Source organism: Nonomuraea sp. B1E8 (assembly GCF_039871515.1).
In the GTDB taxonomy this organism is placed as follows: Bacteria; Actinomycetota; Actinomycetes; order Streptosporangiales; family Streptosporangiaceae; genus Nonomuraea.
Genome location: NZ_JBDPLS010000003.1, coordinates 212,469 through 227,750, shown reverse-complemented (window position 1 = coordinate 227,750; position 15,282 = coordinate 212,469). Strand labels below are relative to the sequence as shown.

General features: G+C 71.0%; 18 protein-coding genes and 2 tRNA genes. 6 read left to right on the top strand and 14 right to left on the bottom strand.

The features are described 5' to 3' along the window. Complete coding sequence (locus tag ABGA98_RS13230) at positions 1-1,671, bottom strand: hypothetical protein (protein ID WP_347618534.1); 1,671 nt, start codon at positions 1,669-1,671, stop codon at positions 1-3. Between the two features lie 230 nt (positions 1,672-1,901). Then, positions 1,902-2,870: a thiamine-phosphate kinase gene (locus ABGA98_RS13225; protein WP_347618533.1), complete on the bottom strand. Its 969-nt coding sequence runs from the start codon at positions 2,868-2,870 to the stop codon at positions 1,902-1,904. Between the two features lie 47 nt (positions 2,871-2,917). On the opposite strand from ABGA98_RS13225, the gene ABGA98_RS13220 reads away from it, so the two are divergent. Then, on the top strand, positions 2,918-3,151 hold the full coding sequence (locus ABGA98_RS13220) for an Lrp/AsnC ligand binding domain-containing protein (protein WP_132503568.1): 234 nt from the start codon (positions 2,918-2,920) through the stop codon (positions 3,149-3,151). A gap of 13 nt (positions 3,152-3,164) precedes the next feature. Beyond that, a complete protein-coding gene (locus ABGA98_RS13215; RefSeq protein ID WP_347618532.1) occupies positions 3,165-3,587 on the top strand; it encodes a DUF3515 family protein in 423 nt (140 codons plus the stop codon). 12 nt (positions 3,588-3,599) lie between these two features. Here the strand turns inward: ABGA98_RS13215 and ABGA98_RS13210 are convergent, their stop codons facing one another. From ABGA98_RS13210 to ABGA98_RS13200, 3 genes are all read right to left on the bottom strand, one after another. Continuing rightward, a complete protein-coding gene (locus tag ABGA98_RS13210) occupies positions 3,600-4,694 on the bottom strand; it encodes a D-alanine--D-alanine ligase family protein (protein ID WP_347618531.1) in 1,095 nt (364 codons plus the stop codon). Between the two features lie 66 nt (positions 4,695-4,760). Next, positions 4,761-5,771 carry an NAD(P)H-dependent glycerol-3-phosphate dehydrogenase gene (locus tag ABGA98_RS13205; protein ID WP_347618530.1) on the bottom strand — a complete coding sequence of 337 codons (1,011 nt, stop codon included), beginning with the start codon at positions 5,769-5,771 and terminating at the stop codon, positions 4,761-4,763. Positions 5,772-5,775: 4 nt separating this feature from the next. Beyond that, positions 5,776-6,486, bottom strand: a complete 711-nt coding sequence (locus tag ABGA98_RS13200) for a lysophospholipid acyltransferase family protein (protein ID WP_347618529.1) — start codon at positions 6,484-6,486, stop codon at positions 5,776-5,778. 80 nt (positions 6,487-6,566) lie between these two features. On the opposite strand from ABGA98_RS13200, the gene cofC reads away from it, so the two are divergent. After that, entirely contained in the window at positions 6,567-7,202 is a 636-nt protein-coding gene (cofC, locus tag ABGA98_RS13195; protein WP_347618528.1) for a 2-phospho-L-lactate guanylyltransferase, read from the top strand. Here the strand turns inward: cofC and ABGA98_RS13190 are convergent. Continuing rightward, positions 7,177-7,308: a hypothetical protein gene (locus ABGA98_RS13190; protein ID WP_347618527.1), complete on the bottom strand. Its 132-nt coding sequence runs from the start codon at positions 7,306-7,308 to the stop codon at positions 7,177-7,179. The two genes, cofC and ABGA98_RS13190, sit on opposite strands and share 26 nt — an antisense overlap. An 82-nt stretch (positions 7,309-7,390) precedes the next feature. Here ABGA98_RS13190 and ABGA98_RS13185 point away from each other — a divergent pair, with 82 nt between their 5' ends. Then, positions 7,391-7,597 carry a hypothetical protein gene (locus ABGA98_RS13185; RefSeq protein ID WP_347618526.1) on the top strand — a complete coding sequence of 69 codons (207 nt, stop codon included), beginning with the start codon at positions 7,391-7,393 and terminating at the stop codon, positions 7,595-7,597. Positions 7,598-7,641: 44 nt separating this feature from the next. On the opposite strand, the gene ABGA98_RS13180 is transcribed toward ABGA98_RS13185, so the two are convergent. From ABGA98_RS13180 to leuC, 4 genes are all read right to left on the bottom strand, one after another. Beyond that, positions 7,642-7,941: an HU family DNA-binding protein gene (locus ABGA98_RS13180; RefSeq protein WP_132334500.1), complete on the bottom strand. Its 300-nt coding sequence runs from the start codon at positions 7,939-7,941 to the stop codon at positions 7,642-7,644. Positions 7,942-8,040: 99 nt separating this feature from the next. Continuing rightward, positions 8,041-8,280, bottom strand: coding sequence for a hypothetical protein (locus tag ABGA98_RS13175; RefSeq protein ID WP_347618525.1), 240 nt, complete (start codon positions 8,278-8,280; stop codon positions 8,041-8,043). After that, positions 8,259-8,846 (bottom strand): 3-isopropylmalate dehydratase small subunit, encoded by a 588-nt coding sequence (gene leuD, locus ABGA98_RS13170; protein WP_347618524.1) that lies wholly within the window; start codon positions 8,844-8,846, stop codon positions 8,259-8,261. Before leuD ends, ABGA98_RS13175 begins: the two co-directional genes overlap by 22 nt. A gap of 150 nt (positions 8,847-8,996) precedes the next feature. Next, entirely contained in the window at positions 8,997-10,382 is a 1,386-nt protein-coding gene (gene leuC / locus ABGA98_RS13165; protein ID WP_347618523.1) for a 3-isopropylmalate dehydratase large subunit, read from the bottom strand. A 180-nt stretch (positions 10,383-10,562) separates the two neighbouring features. Here leuC and ABGA98_RS13160 point away from each other — a divergent pair, with 180 nt between their 5' ends. Together ABGA98_RS13160 and ABGA98_RS13155 are read left to right on the top strand one after the other, a co-directional pair. After that, positions 10,563-11,279, top strand: coding sequence for an IclR family transcriptional regulator (locus tag ABGA98_RS13160; protein ID WP_347618522.1), 717 nt, complete (start codon positions 10,563-10,565; stop codon positions 11,277-11,279). Between the two features lie 70 nt (positions 11,280-11,349). Beyond that, complete coding sequence (locus tag ABGA98_RS13155) at positions 11,350-13,056, top strand: hypothetical protein (protein ID WP_347618521.1); 1,707 nt, start codon at positions 11,350-11,352, stop codon at positions 13,054-13,056. Positions 13,057-13,698: 642 nt separating this feature from the next. On the opposite strand, the gene ABGA98_RS13150 is transcribed toward ABGA98_RS13155, so the two are convergent. The 4 genes from ABGA98_RS13150 to ABGA98_RS13135 all read right to left on the bottom strand — a co-directional run bounded on the left by ABGA98_RS13150 (position 13,699) and on the right by ABGA98_RS13135 (position 15,280). Beyond that, positions 13,699-13,771 (bottom strand) — tRNA-Glu (locus ABGA98_RS13150). An 18-nt stretch (positions 13,772-13,789) separates the two neighbouring features. Further along, a tRNA-Glu gene (locus ABGA98_RS13145) sits at positions 13,790-13,865 on the bottom strand. A gap of 79 nt (positions 13,866-13,944) precedes the next feature. Further along, positions 13,945-14,526, bottom strand: a complete 582-nt coding sequence (locus tag ABGA98_RS13140) for a hypothetical protein (RefSeq protein WP_347618520.1) — start codon at positions 14,524-14,526, stop codon at positions 13,945-13,947. Between the two features lie 139 nt (positions 14,527-14,665). Beyond that, a complete protein-coding gene (locus ABGA98_RS13135; RefSeq protein ID WP_347618519.1) occupies positions 14,666-15,280 on the bottom strand; it encodes a response regulator transcription factor in 615 nt (204 codons plus the stop codon). Between the last annotated feature and the right edge of the window lie 2 nt (positions 15,281-15,282).

The following is a 15,282-nucleotide window of genomic DNA, read 5'->3' as shown; positions in this document are numbered from 1 at the left end:
TCAGCTGACGGCGCACTCCCCGCTGACCATCCCGCAGTTGGCCGCCGGCGCGCCCCTGCCCGTCGCGGTGAACGACACCTCGACCGTGGCACCGGCGGCCAGTTGCGCCGACAGGTCGAGGATCAGCAGGTCACCGTCCTGCGTCCACTCGGCGCCCCGAACGTCCACGACCCTGCCCTCGACCGGGACGGAGATCGTGGGGTTCCGCAGCGTTCCCGCCGAGGTGTTGGACAGGCGCAGGTTGACCGCGTACGTGGTCATCCGCTGGTTGATGGTCTGCTTGACGTTCACCGAGCCGTTGCCCCCGGACGGCGATCCGAAGGATCCCTCGCTGTCCGTGGGATCGGGGACGCTGGTGGTGGTCGGCGCGGCGCCGATGTCGGCGTCCACGGAGGAGGGCTCGTCCAGCGGCGTGTCCTGGGGCACGCTCTCATCGTCCGGCTCCCGCACCGGTTCCTGCGGGGGCTCCTTGGCCGGCTCCTTCGACTTCTTCACCCTGGTCTTGGTGGGCGTCGGCTTGGCCGGCTCCGTGTGGCGGGGGCGGGCCTGGTACGTGACGGTGGGCGTCGGGGTCTCGGCCGGCCCGGTGTCCTTCACCGGCTCGTCCGAGGGCTCCTCTTCCGGCTCGGTCTCCTCGGCGGGAGGCGGCTGGGAGGCCTCCGGTCCCGGCCGGTTGGTTGCGCCCTGCACGGCCGCGCACGTGGCGCCCGCACACTTGTCCGTACCGCCGGAGGTGCTCATGAACTTGACACCCGCCACTGTGCCACCGAGCACGACGGCCACGGCGGCGACGGACAGCAGCGCGACCCGGCCCTTGCCGCCGCCCGACGAGGCGCCGGAGAGCAGCTCGTCGTCGCGGCGGCCCTTGCGGCGGCCGCGACGGTCGCGGGGCGCCTCAGGCCCGGCGGGGCCGGAGTCGGCCGACCAGCCGGAGCCCAGGAACCCGGTCTCCGTGTTGGCCCAGGCCGGCGCCTGCGCGGCGGTCGGCGCCCCGGCCACCTTGACGTCGCCGGGCTCGGGCGGGCCGCTGCTGGGGATCGGGCCGGAGGGTGCGTCGAATCTGGCGGTACGGTCATCGGGCTCGTCGAAGAACCCGGAACGATCCGCGGCACCGTCGAAGAAAGCGGTCCGGTCGTCCTGGCCCCCGAACGGCCCGGACCTGTCGTCCGGCGCGAACGGGTCAGAAGGGTCCCCGGATGCGCCGGACGGACCAGGCGGGTTCGCAGGGCCGCCGAACGGCTGGTGGGCCGGGTCGCCGAACTGCCCGCCGTCCGCGGGACGGCTGAAGGCGCTCGCGTGGCCGGCTCCCGGGGCCCCGGGAGCCGGCATGCCCGCCGGGCCTCCGAACACGGCCGTCTGGTCGGCGGGATCGCCCACAGGGCCTGCGCCAGGTCCGTTGAAGGGCCGGTCGGCGGGCGGGCCCCACTCGGGCGGGCGGGCGAACGCGCCCGTCGTCTCCATCGGCCCGGCCTCCTCGATCCCCTGACCCTGAGGCGGCTGGAACGGGCTCCTGGAGTCGTTGGCCGGTGGGAATCCGCTGGCGGCGTCGGCGGGCAGCGCGAAGGCTCCGGTGGTCTCGAACGGCTCGGACTGCGGCGCGCGCGGCGGGGGTGCGTCCGTACGCCGTGGCATGGGAGCCCACTGGCCCGTCACCTCGGGTCGGTCCGGCATGGAAGGCCAGCCTGGCTGGTCGACCTCCTCGTCAGGCCCCCAGAATGCGCTGCCGTTCCCCCGTTCGTCCCCGTCTTCGGATCCACCTGTGCCGTGGCGGCCCATGGCTGCCCTTTCTCCCGGTTACAGTGGCCGCCAATCTTCATAACACCTTCACTACGCCGCTGTCACAACAATCCCGTTAGTCACGCCCCAAATCGGGCAATTTTCACGCAAATCGGGATAAGTAGTCACTCAAAGTGATCCCAGCCGCGGCGCCCGACCTCCCGGCCATGCACCACGACGCCGGCCCCTTCGACCACGCGGCCCACGACCTGCCACGATTCCGGCAGGCGTACCTCTGGGGGGAAGACCGCCGCGAGCGCGTGATCCTCACCCCCCGTGAGCACCCACTCCAGCGGATCGGCCCCCACCTCCTTCGCCGCCACCGCGACGGGCTCCGCCACGGCGAACGCCTGAGGGTCCAGCTCGATCCGCACCCCGCTGGCCTCGGCGACATGGCCGAGGTCCTGCAGCAGCCCGTCACTGACGTCGAGCATCGCGCCGGCGCCCAGCTCGGCCGCCCGCGGCCCCATCGCGTACGGAGGGGACGGCCTGCGGTGCGCGGCCACGACCTCCTCCAAGGCCGCAGAGCCGGCCGGCAGGCCCTCCTCCAGCAGCGCCCATCCGGCGGCCGCGTACCCGAGCCGGCCCGCCACCGCCACCACGTGCCCCGGCCTGGCCCCCGAACGGAGCACGGGAGCGCGCCCCTGCAGATCGCCCAGTGCGGTCACCCCGATGACGACCTGGTCACACCGGGTGACGTCGCCGCCGGCCACACTGGCGCCGACCACGGCACACTCGTCGCGGAACCCGTCGGTCAGCTCGTCGAGCCAGGCCAGGGGCAGGTCGGCGGGGATGCCGAGCCCCACCACGATCGCGGTGGGGACAGCGCCCATGGCCGCCACGTCGGCGAGGTTCTGGGCCGCGGCCTTGCGGCCCACGTCATAGCCGCCGGACCAGTCGCGGCGGAAGTGCCGGCCCTCCAGCAGCAGGTCGGTCGAAACCGCGACACGCCTGTCGGGCGCGGCCACCACGGCGGCGTCGTCACCCGGCCCGACCATCACCGCCGCACCCTGGGGAAGGCGTGCGGTAATGCGATCTACCACACCGAATTCGCCGAGATCTCCGACTGTGATGACGCACCTCCTGACGCACACAGGGTACGGTTACCCATCGGCGTGATCCAATCGCCCGGGAGGACGTAATGGTGCAGGCCTACATCCTTATTCAGACAGAGGTAGGCAAGGCCGCCGCCGTGGCCCACGAGATTTCCGGCATTCCCGGGGTCACTCAGGCGGAAGACGTGACAGGGCCCTACGACGTGATCGTGCGCGCGGAGGCCAACAACGTCGACGAGCTGGGCAAGCTCGTCGTCGCGCAGATTCAGGCGGTGGAAGGGATCACGCGTACCCTGACGTGTCCGATCGTCCACATCTGAAGGCAGTCATCGCATGCGTGCCGCCGCCGTCCTGCTCGTTCTGCTGACGCTCGCCGGGTGCGGCACGGTGCAGGTCGATCCGCCCACGCCTCAGGGGGAAGCGGTGGCCGCGTGCGACAAGCTGGCCGGGCTGCTGCCCGAGACCCTCGACGGTGACGAGCGCGGCACGTCCACGCCGGAGTCGCCGTACGTCGCCGTCTGGGGCGAAGGAACCATCGCGCTGCGCTGCGGGGTGGGCCGCCCGGTCAGGATGGCGCCCACCGACCAGCTCCAGGTGATCGGGGGCGTGGGCTGGTTCGCCGATCCGGAGAGGCCCACGTTGTTCACCGCGGTGACCGACACCGCGTACGTCGAGGTGACCGTCGGAGGCGAGCACGTGCCGGCCGAGGTGCTCGCGGACCTGTCGAAACCGATAGCCCGGATGTCGGCCCACTGACCGGGCGATCATTCAGCGAAGCCCCGCCGGCCGGGCCAGCGCGAGCTGGATGAGCCGGTCGACCAGCGCCGGGTAGGGCAGGCCCGAGGCGGCCCAGAGCTGCGGCGCCACCGACAACGACGTGAACCCCGGCATGGTGTTGATCTCGTTGAAGACGAGCCCGCCCTCGGGCGTGTAGAAGAAGTCGGCCCGCGCGAGCCCCTCGCAGTCGAGCGCCTCGAACGCGCGCACGGCCATCGCCCGAAGCTCCTCGGCCGTCTCGGCCGGGATGTCGGCGGGCACGGTCAGCGACATCTGGTCGGGATAGTATTTCGCCTCGAAGTCGAAGAACTCCTGCCCGCCCTCCACCCTGACCTCGCCGGGGATCGACGCGGCGGCCGGCTCGTCGCCGGGCGACTCCAGCACCGCGCACTCGATCTCGCGGCCGGCGATGGCGGCCTCGATGAGCACCTTGGGGTCGTGCTGCCTGGCGGCCTCCACCGCCGCCTCCAGCTGGGACCGGTCGGACGCCTTGGAGATGCCCTGCGAGGAACCGGCCCTGGCGGGCTTGACGAACACCGGGAAACCGAGCTCCTCGGCCTCCTTGACCACCCGCTCCCGATCGAGCCGCCAGTCGCGGTCGCGGACGACGACGTAACGGCCGACGGGCAGCCCCGCGGCGGCCATCACGGTCTTCATGTGAGCCTTGTCCATGCCGACGGCGCTGGCCAGCACTCCCGAGCCGACGTAACGCACGCCGGCCATCTCCAGCAGACCCTGGATCGTGCCGTCCTCCGCGAACGGGCCGTGCATCACCGGGAACACCACGTCGACCGAGCCGAGCTCCACGGGGATGCTGCCCGGATCGTAGGCCACCAGCGCGTTGCCACCCGACGGCAGCGCCAGCGCCGCGCCCGCGCCGTCGACGACCGGCAGCTCGCCCGACTCGATGGCGAACCGCTGGTCGGACGTGGCCAGCACCCACCTGCCGTCCTGGGCGATCCCGATGGGGATCACCTCATATTTGCTCCTGTCGATCGCATCCAGAACGCTGCCCGCGCCCATCAGGGACACGGCGTGCTCAGAATTGCGACCTCCGAAAACGACGGCGACGCGTGGCTTGCTCATGGTGTCCGAATCTACCGGGGTGTCCCTGTCACAGCGAGCCGAGCACGCCGCAATCAGGCCTTTCTCTTATACGCCGTAACGCTCGGGTTTGGGCGAGCGCGACATCAGCAACATGCCCGCCTCCGCCGGCGACATGCCGTCATGCACCACTCCGACGACGACCTCGGTGATCGGCATCTCCACGTCGTGCTTCCTGGCCAGCTCCAGCACGGACTCGCAGGACTTCACGCCCTCCGCCGTCTGCTTGGTGGCGGCGACGACCTCGTCGAGCGTCATGCCCCTGCCGAGGTTCTCGCCGAACGTACGGTTACGCGACAGCGGCGACGTGCACGTGGCCACGAGATCACCCATCCCTGCCAGCCCCGCGAACGTGTGCGCGTCGGCGCCGAGCGCCGCGCCCAGCCGGGAGATCTCCGCCAGCCCTCTGGTGATGAGCATGGCGCTGACGTTGTCGCCCATGCCCATGCCCGCCGAGACGCCGACGGCCAGCGCGATCACGTTCTTCACCGCGCCGCCCAGCTCCACGCCGACGACGTCGGGATTGGTGTACGGGCGGAACCACGGCGGCAGGTGGCAGGCCGACTGGAGACGGGCGGCGACGGACTCGTCGGCACATGCGACGACGGTGGCGGCGGGCTGGCGCATGGCGATCTCCTTGGCCAGGTTGGGCCCGGAGACGACCGCGACGCGCTCTTCGGGCACCTCCGCGACCTCGCGGATCACCTCGCTCATCCGCTTGGTCGTGCCCAGCTCGATGCCCTTCATCAGGCTGACCAGCACCGCACGGGGCGGGAGGTGCTCACGCCAGCGGGCCAGATTGGGCCGCAACTGCTGCGACGGCACGGCCAGCACCACGAAGTCGGCCCCGTCGAGCGCCCGCGCGGCGTCGGTCGTGGCGCGCAGCGTGGCCGGCAACTCGATGCCCGGCAGGTAGTCGGGGTTGGCGTGATCACGGTCGATCGCCTCGACCAGCTCTTGCCTGCGCCCCCACAGCGTGACCTCGTTGCCGGCCTCCGCCAGAATCATGGCGAACGTCGTGCCCCACGAGCCCGTGCCGAAAACGGCCACCTTTGTCATGCCATCACCGTCCGGCGGGATCGTAGGGAGTTTCCGGCGCCTTCTCGCCACGCAGCTCCGCGAGCTGCACGGTGATCGCCGCCATGATGTCGGCCGTCGCCTCGCGCAGCACGGCCGCGTGCGGTGGCCGGCCCGCGTATTTCGACAGATCGACCGGCGGCCCCACGCTCACGCGGAACGTCTTGCGCGGGAACAGCCTGGGCTTCTTCTCCCCGTAGGGGAGCAGCTCATGCGCGCCCCAATGGGCGACCGGGATGACCGGCGCGCCGCTCTGCAACGCCAGCCGGGCGGCGCCCGTCTTGCCCACCATGGGCCACAGGGCGGGGTCGCGGGTGCAGGTGCCCTCCGGGTAGAACATGATCGCGCACCCGTCGGCGAGCCGCTCGGCCGAGACCTGCAACGATCTGGCCGCCTCGTTGCTGCCGCGGTCGACCGGGATGGCCAGCAGCGCCGCCACGGCCCGGCCCAGGAACGGCACTCTGAACAGCGCGGACTTGGCGAGGATTACCGGCCAGCGCCCGTTGTTGTAGAGGAAGTGCGACAGCAGAACAGGGTCGGCCCACGAGAGATGGTTGGTCGCGATGATCACGCCGCCGGTGCGGGGAATGCGCTCCCCGCCACGCCAGTCCTTCCTGACCAGGAGCCGGGAGAGCGGTTTCACCACGACTACGGCCAGGGTTTCCCAGAAACGCGACGGTCGCGTGGGGCGGCTCATGGTCTCCTCCAACACCTGCGGGATGCGCCCCAAGTCTCCCGTTTCGCCGCTCGGGATGTCGAGGCGCGATGCTTAAGGTTATGAGCATCCGGTGGTCACTGGTGATTCCGGTGAAGACGCTGGTCGCGGCGAAGACCCGGCTCGCCGCGGCCACAGGGCCGCACCGCACCAGGCTGGCCGTGGCCGTCGCCTGCGACACCGTGGCGGCGGCGCTTTCGTGCCCGCGGGTGGCGCGGGTGATCGTGGTGACCGCCGACCCGGCCGCCGCGGGCCCTCTCGCCGGGCTCGGGGCCGAGGTGGTGCACGACCCCGACCGCGGGCTGAACACCGCACTCCGCACCGGTGCCGCCCATGCCGTACGCGTCGCGCCGGGCGACGCGGTGGGCGCGCTCCAGGCCGACCTGCCCGCCCTGCGGCCGGCCGAGCTCGGCCTGGCGCTGGAGGCGGCGGCCGAGTTCGACCAGGCGTTCGTGCCCGACGCGCTCGACGTGGGGACGACCTTCTACGGAGTGCTTCCCGGGAAGCCGTTCACCCCCAGGTTCGGCGGGGAGTCGCGGGCCAGGCACCTGGCCGCCGGGGCCAAAGAGCTGGCCGTGCCGGGGATCGACTCGGTGCGCCGCGACGTCGACACACCCGACGACCTGCGCGCGGCCGTCGTCTTAGGGCTCGGCCGGCACACCGCGGCGGTGGTCAGGGAGTTGTGGCCGGACACATGACGTTGGCGCGGCGGCCGGGGCGTCGCAGCCGGGCGTATGACCGGGTGCCCATCCGGATGATGCCGTCGGCCCAGGCGAACAGCGCGGAGTCGCCTTCGCGTTCCATGATGGGGGATCCTCCCGACCTGACGCGGGCGGGGACAAACGATTGTTGGACCGCCTGGCGTGGCCGCCTTACGCTGGTCCTCGTGCAGGCGACGGTGCGGAGTTTCGACGAGGCCACCCGCTCGGGCACGGTGTTCCTCGACGACGGGACCGTGCTGGAGTTCGGCTCGCCCGCCTTCGACGCGGGGCCGCTGCGGCTGCTCCGCTCGGGGCAGCGGGTCAATCTCGCGATGTCCGGGGGCGAGATCACTTACATCACGCTCTCCACTTTCCCGGTGCCCGGCGCTTAAATGCGGACGCCCGGGCCGGACGGCCCGGGCGTGGTCCGCTGAGTTTACTTTTTCTTGCCGATTTTCTTGCCGCCCTCGTTCACCAGCTCTTTGAAATCGGAGCCGGGACGGAACTTCGGCGCCCAGCTCTCCGCGACGTTGATTTCCGCACCGGTCGACGGATTGCGCGCCGTGCGGGCGGGCTTGTTCACCATCTCGAACGCGCCGAAGCCCGTGATCGAGACCTTGTCGCCGCTGGCCACGGCCTTCTGGATGGCGTCGACGACCGCGTTCACGGCCTCGGTGGCCGTCTTCCTGTCGCCCACCCGATCCGCGATGGCCTCGACGAGTTCACGCTTGTTCATGAAAGTCCTGCTCCCCCAGTTACGGCTCGGGGCTCCAGTTTACGTGTTTGACGGAGAAACCCCTTACGGGCTCGAAAGTAGGCGGGATCGCAGGGGAACTCAATCACCGGGCGCGTTTTCCGCACTTCGTGGCGTGTCGGGAAGCTCGTCAAGCGAGGCCAGAAACGCGTCGAGGCGCAGCGCGGCCCTTTTCCGATCGTGCTTCGCAAGGTCACAAATCGACAGATAGCGGCGCGCTATCGGTTCCTGGTCGGCGGCGGGGAGCATGCGGACGCGGCGGTGCGCCTCGCGCAACCGCCGCGCCAGTTCGTCGTCTTCTAGACGGTCGTCGGCAGCCATGGCTGCCGACCATTCTCGTACGCCGCCACGTCGCCGGCGTGACGCAGGGTCAGTCCGATGTCGTCGAGGCCCTCCATGAGCCGCCAGCGGGTGTAGTCGTCGATCTCGAAAGCGATGACCTCATCCGCCCAGCGGACCTGGCGTTCCCGCAGGTCCACGGTGATTTCGAGCTTCGGGTCGGCCTCGACCGCCGACTGCAGGTCCGCCACCTTGTCGCCAGGCAGGACGACCGGCAGCAGGCCCATCTTGGTGGAGTTGTTGCGGAAGATGTCGCCGAACCTGGCGGCGATCACGACGCGGAACCCGTACTGCTGGAGCGCCCAGACAGCGTGTTCGCGCGAGGAGCCGGTGCCGAAGTCGGGGCCGGAGACCAGGATCGAGGCGCCCTCGTAGGCGGCGTCGTTGAGAACGAACTCCGGGTCCTCACGCCATGCCGCGAACAGGCCCTTCTCGAAGCCGGTGCGGCTGACCTGCTTGAGCCAGACGGCCGGGATGATCTGGTCGGTGTCGACGTTGCTGCGGCGCAGCGGCACCGCCGTACCGGTGTGGGTGGTGAAGGCTTCCATCGATTTTCCTTACGGGTCTACAGGTCTGAAGGTCTGCGCAGGGAGGCGCGTCGGCCGCGTTGAAGACCGGCACGGGAAGTGCGTCGGCGAGCCTGGCCGGCTCACCGCGACCGCGTCAGAGGTCGGCACGGGAAGTGCGTCGGCCCCGCGTCAGAGGTCGGCGGGAGCGGTGAGGCGGCCGGTCACGGCGGTGGCGGCGGCGACCTGCGGCGACACCAGGTGGGTGCGGCCACCCTTGCCCTGGCGGCCCTCGAAGTTGCGGTTGGAGGTCGAGGCGCTGCGCTCGCCCGGCTTGAGCGTGTCGGGGTTCATGCCCAGGCACATCGAGCAGCCGGCCTCGCGCCACTCGGCGCCCGCGGCCTTGAACACCTCGTGCAGGCCCTCTTCCTCGGCCTGCAGCTTGACCTGCATCGAGCCGGGAACGATCAGCGTGCGGGTCTTCACCTGGCGGCCGCGCAGGATCTCGGCGGCCGAGCGAAGGTCCTCGATGCGGCCGTTGGTGCACGAGCCGACGAACACCGTGTCGACCTCGATCTCGCGCAGCGGGATGCCCGCGCTGAGGCCCATGTAGTCGAGCGCCCGTTCGGCCGCCGAGCGGGCGACCGGGTCGGCGAAGGAGTCGGGGCTCGGCACGGACTCGGCGAGCGGCAGGCCCTGGCCGGGGTTGGTGCCCCACGTGACGTAGGGGGTCAGCGTCGAGGCGTCGATCTCCACGACCTTGTCGAACACGGCGTCGTCGTCGGTGCGCAGTGACTTCCAGTATTCGACGGCCTGGTCCCACGCCTCGCCCTGCGGCGCGTGCGGGCGGCCCTTGAGGTAGGCGAACGTGGTCTCGTCCGGCGCGATCGTGCCGGCGCGGGCGCCTGCTTCGATCGACATGTTGCACACCGTCATGCGGCCCTCCATGGAGAGCTTGCGCACCGCCTCGCCGCGGTATTCGACGATGTAGCCCTGGCCGCCACCAGTGCCGATCTTGGAGATGATCGCCAGGATCAGATCCTTGGCCGTGACGCCGGGAGGCAACTCGCCCGAGACCTCGATGGCCATCGTCTTCGGCCGGTAGGCGGGCAGCGTCTGGGTGGCCAGCACGTGCTCGACCTCGGAGGTGCCGATGCCGAACGCGATGCCGCCGAACGCGCCGTGCGTCGAGGTGTGGGAGTCGCCGCAGACGATCGTCATGCCCGGCTGCGTCAGGCCGAACTGCGGCCCGATGATGTGCACCACGCCCTGTCCGGCGTCGCCCATCGGGTGGAGCCTGATGCCGAACTCGGCGGCGTTCTTGCGCAGCGTCTCGACCTGCTTCTTGGACACCGGGTCGGTGATCGGGCCGAGCACGGTCGGCACGTTGTGGTCTTCGGTGGCGATCGTGAGATCGGGACGCCGCACCTTCCGGCCGGCGAGACGGAGCCCGTCGAACGCCTGCGGGCTGGTCACCTCATGGATGAGGTGCAGGTCGATGTAGAGCAGGTCGGGCTCGCCGTCGGCGCGCCTGACGACGTGCTGCTCCCAGACCTTCTCGGCCAGTGTGCGGCCCATGTGATCTCCTCCTGCATAGAGCGATGCGACGCATCGCGGCTCAGTCGCTCGGATCCGGTCTCTTCCCTCGTCGCTGCGGTCGCCCCGTTCCCTGCGCTCCTCAGTCCAGAGACCGGTGCTCCCTCGCGGGAGAACCTTTGTGACTTGCCTTCTCATATGTCGAGACGGCAGTATCGTCCTATGGACAACTCTAGCGGAGTCGGAGTACTCGACAAGGCAGTTCTTGTACTCAATGCCCTCGAAGCGGGACCCGCTTCTCTGGCGCAGCTCGTCCAGGCCACCGGTCTGGCCCGTCCCACGGCCCATCGGCTGGCCGTCGCACTTGAGCACCACCGCATCGTGACCCGCGACACGCAGGGCCGTTTCGTGCTGGGCCCGCGGCTCTCCGAGTTGTCCACCGCAGCCGGCGAGGACCGGCTGCTGGCGGTGGCCTCCCCCGTGCTGATGCAGCTCAGGGACCTGACCGGGGAAAGCGCGCAACTCTATCGCCGCCAGGGCGACGAACGCGTCTGCGTCGCGGCGGCGGAGCGGGCCAGCGGCCTGCGCGACACGGTTCCCGTGGGCTCGGCGCTGCCCATGACGGCGGGCTCGGCAGCGCAGATCCTGCTCGCCTGGGAGGAGCCCGACCGGCTGCACCGCGGGCTGCGCGGCGCCAAGTTCACCGCCGCCACGCTCGCGTCCGTTCGCCGCAGGGGCTGGTCCCACAGCGTCGGCGAGCGGGAACAGGGGGTGGCCAGCGTGTCCGCCCCCATAAGGGGCAGCGGAGGCAAGGTGATCGCGGCCGTGTCGGTCTCCGGGCCCATCGAACGGCTCACGCGAGCCCCCGGGCGTTTGCACGCGGTGCCCGTCATGGCGGCGGCCGAACGCATCACCGAGGCGATGCGCCGCACGTCATGATCGCTGTCATGATCGGCGAAACCAGGTATTTCTGGGGCCGACAGCCTCGCGGGCGCACTAGCCTGAGTGCGTGACAGATCGCATCGAGGTAGCCGCCACTGAGCTGCGACCCCTGCTCGAAGAGTTCATCATGTGGGCGCGTGCGAACGCGCCCGGAAGCGACCCCGAGCTCGTGGGGCCTGCCGCACTCTGGCACCGTCTCGCCTTCTCGCAGGACCTCGGCACGTGGAAGCGCGCCGACCTGCGTAACCTGCTGCTCGACCGCATGCCCAAGGTCGTGGAGGATCCCGACGCCGCCGCCGACGGGATGCTCCCGGCCGTGGACGCGTACCTCACGTTCCTCTCGCAGACCGGCAGGCTCGCCAAGGGCTCCGACTCCCTCGCCGATCTGCAGGCCGAGCTCGACGACGTCGAAGACGAGTTCGTCGACCTGATGGAGGAGCTGATCGACGACACCGACGGCGAGGACGACGAGGAGACCGGCGACCTCGGCGACTTCGAGATGTTCGCCGACGAGCTGGCCGAGCTCGACACGATCAGGCTGCGGCCCGACACCGAGCTGGCCGAGGCCGCCCGCGAGGCGCCGCTCATCGCCAAGGCCCGCGACCTGGCCGTATGGGTGGGCTCGGGCCGGCGCGTGGGCGAGGACACCCTGCTCAGCGACGCCGAGGTGGAGGAGGCGCTGGCGGCCGTCGGGCTGCCCAGGCCGGAGACCGAGGGCCCGGTCGCCGAGGCCGTCCCCTACCTGTGGAACATCTGGAACCTGGCCGTCGATCTGGAGTTCCTCGAGCCGGGCGACGCCAACACGGTGGCGGTCCAGGACGACACGTCGGAGTGGCCGTTCGACGACGACGAGGACGTGCTCGACGCCTGGATGCTCGGGCTGCACTCGGTCGACTACGGCGACCCCGAGCTCGACGACGACGATCTCACGATGGCGCTGGCGGGCCTGACCCGCGGCCTGCTGGTCAGGCTCCTGCTGGCGGGCGGCTCACGTGACCTCGACGAGCTGAGCCAGGAGCTGGCGGAGGCCGCAGCCGACCTCGACGAGCTCGGATCGGACGCGTGGGAGGCGGCGGGCGACCCGCTCGCGCCCGCGATCGACTGGCTGATCGGCTACGGCATGGTCGAAGTCGACGGCAGGACCGTCAGGCTCACGCCGCTCGGCACCGAGGGGGTCGTCCACCTGGTCGACGACGCCGACATCGAGGTCGACGCCAGACCGGCGATCGAGTCCATGAGCGCCCACGAGCTGCTGGCGCTCAGCGCCGAGCTGCCCGAGGACGAGGCCGACACCGAGTTCGCCGCCTGGATGGCCCTGCGCGAGCCGGGCAAGGCCGCCGAGGAGCTGCTGGAGGCCGCGGGCGAGGACGAGAGCGACGCGCTGATCAGGGTGCAGGCGGCCAGCGTGGTCGGCACCCTGGGCGAGGCCGCCATCCCGGCCTGGCGGGAGGCGCTCAAGCAGCCCACGCTGCGCCCCTACGCGGCCACCCACCTCAGCCAGCTGGAGGTCGAAGGGGCGCCCGAGCCGACGCAGGACGACACGCACTGGCTGATCCTCGACATGTGGACCATCTCGGCCGGGCTGGGCCGGTCGGAGTTCGTGAGCAGCCTGCAGGACATCGGCCCCGACATGGTCGGCAACCTGCTGGAGGTGATCTGGAAGATCCCGCACGCGCACGTGGAGGAGCTGCTGGATCTGATCTCGCAGGTGCATCCGGACAAGCAGGTGGCCAAGGCCGCGCGGCGCGCGCTCTTCAAGGCCCGCTCCCTGTGACCTGACCACCCGGGCCCTCGCCGTCCGCAGCGCGTTTCGCGATCGGCGGCGCGGGCCTTCTGGTCGATGCGGCGCGAGCCTTCGCCATCCGCGCGTGCCGCGATCGGCGGCGCGGGTCTTCCCGGTCGTGCGGCACACGTGGCCGGCCATCGTTCCCGGCGCGGCACCGCGCGTGGTCTTCCGTTGCGCGGTGCCGCTGGACGATCAGGCTGCGGCACCGTGCGTGGCCGGGCTGGTCCCACGTGCGGCACCGTGCGTGGCCGGGCTCGTCCCACCCTTTACGCTGACGGCGGCCGCCCCCACCCGCCGCACGGGGCCGGCCCCCGTCCAGGGGAACGCTCCTGCGGTTCGCGGGGCCGGGCGCCGTGACGTGCGCGCTGTGGGCCGATCGCGTGGGAGCAGGCGACCGGCGAAGAACCCCGGAGCCGGCGACCGGAGAAGAATTCCGGAAGCGGCGACCGGCGAAGAACCCCGGAAGCGGAAACCATGCGGGACAGAATGTGGGCCGGCATCGGCCTCACCCGCGACGTGCCCGTCCCGGAGGGCGCCGACGTGCGGTTCTGGATGAAACCCGGAAGCGGAAACCCCGGCGGAAAAGGAAAAACTCCGGAGCGGAATCGCGCCGGAGCGGTGATGCAGACGTAGTCCCGACCGGATTCGAACCGGCGCTACCGCCTTGAGAGGGCGGCGTCCTGGGCCACTAGACGACGGGACCTTCGCTGGCTTGTGACAGTGGTAGTCCCGACCGGATTCGAACCGGCGCTACCGCCTTGAGAGGGCGGCGTCCTGGGCCACTAGACGACGGGACCCTGTCCACAAGATGATGTGCCGGGCTTCCCCGGCAACGCGCGTAACTCTACCGCACCCCGGAGACCACAACCAAACCACTTAGCGGCCCATCAGATCGGGCCTGTAGTGGCGGACCCAGTCGCCCATCCGGCCGCGCTGCCACAGCGTGTCGAACTCGCCGAGCGGGATCGTCACCTCGGGACGGCCCGTCGCCGGGTCAACGGGGACGCGGGACAGCCGGTCGCGCATCCAGCCGGGGATCCGGGGCGGGACCGTGCGCTCGCCCCAGCCGATGAGTCCCACCGAGCGCAGCGCCTGGGCGCGCACCCGCACCCCACCCGGCCGGCCGACTCTCCTGGGGTTGGCGAGCTGGGTGTCGACGACGTCGATCCGGGTGATGCCGGCCCAGCGGAGGTGCACGCGGAAGCCGAGCGAGTCGGTCAGTTCGACGCCGTCCGCGGTGAAGCGGACGACGGTGCCCGAGCTCATGCGGCGGTGTTTGGCGGCGAGGACGGCGAGCAGGCCGCCGGTGGCCAGGGCACCGATGGCGATGCCCAGCAGGGTGCTGCCGGTGAAGATGGCGCCGAGCAGCAGGATGACGACGAAGAAGAGCACGAGGAGCGCGGCGAACGGGGCGACGAAGCGCGGGAAACTGCCCGCGCGAATCCGAAATTCCTCCATAAGCCGGGCGACTCTACCGCGCCAGCTTGGCGCCTCATTGGCATCCGATCCCGCTCGCGGCCGTGAGGTGGCGCCTCAGCGGCTCCTGACCACCCCCTCGGCCGTCAGATGCCGCGTCGCCATCCCGACGGCTGGTCCGTCAGCCGCTGAGCAGCCCGCGGCGGTAGGCCTCGGCGACGGCGGAGGCGCGGTCGCGGACGTCGAGCTTGGCGTAGACGTGCAGCAGATGGGTCTTGACGCTGGCCTCGCTGATGAACAGCTCGGCCGCCGCCTGCTTGTTCGTCGCTCCCCCGGCCACCAGGCGCAGCACCTCTAGTTCGCGCTTGCTCAGCCGGCCCCGGGTGGGCCTGCGCAGGTCGCTGGCCAGACGCCCGGCCACGGAGGGCGCGAGCACGGTCTCGCCCTCGTGGGTGGCGCGGACGGCTCGGGCCAGCTCGTCGGGCGGGGCGTCCTTCAGCAGGTAGCCGCTGGCTCCGGCTTCGAGGGCGGGCAGCACGTCGGTGTCGAACGTGGTGAGCACCAGCACCCGCGGCCCGGTGCCGGAGAGCTCGCGGATGGCGCTGACGCCGTCCATGCCGGGCATGCGCAGATCCATGAGGACGACGTCAGGCCGGAGCTCGGCGGCCAGGCGCACGGCTTGTGCCCCGTCGGCCGCCTCTCCGACGACCTCCATGTCGGGCTCGCCGCCGAGTGCCGCACGCAGGCCGTCGCGCACGATCGGATGGTCGTCGGCTATCAGCAGCCTCAGCCGCATCG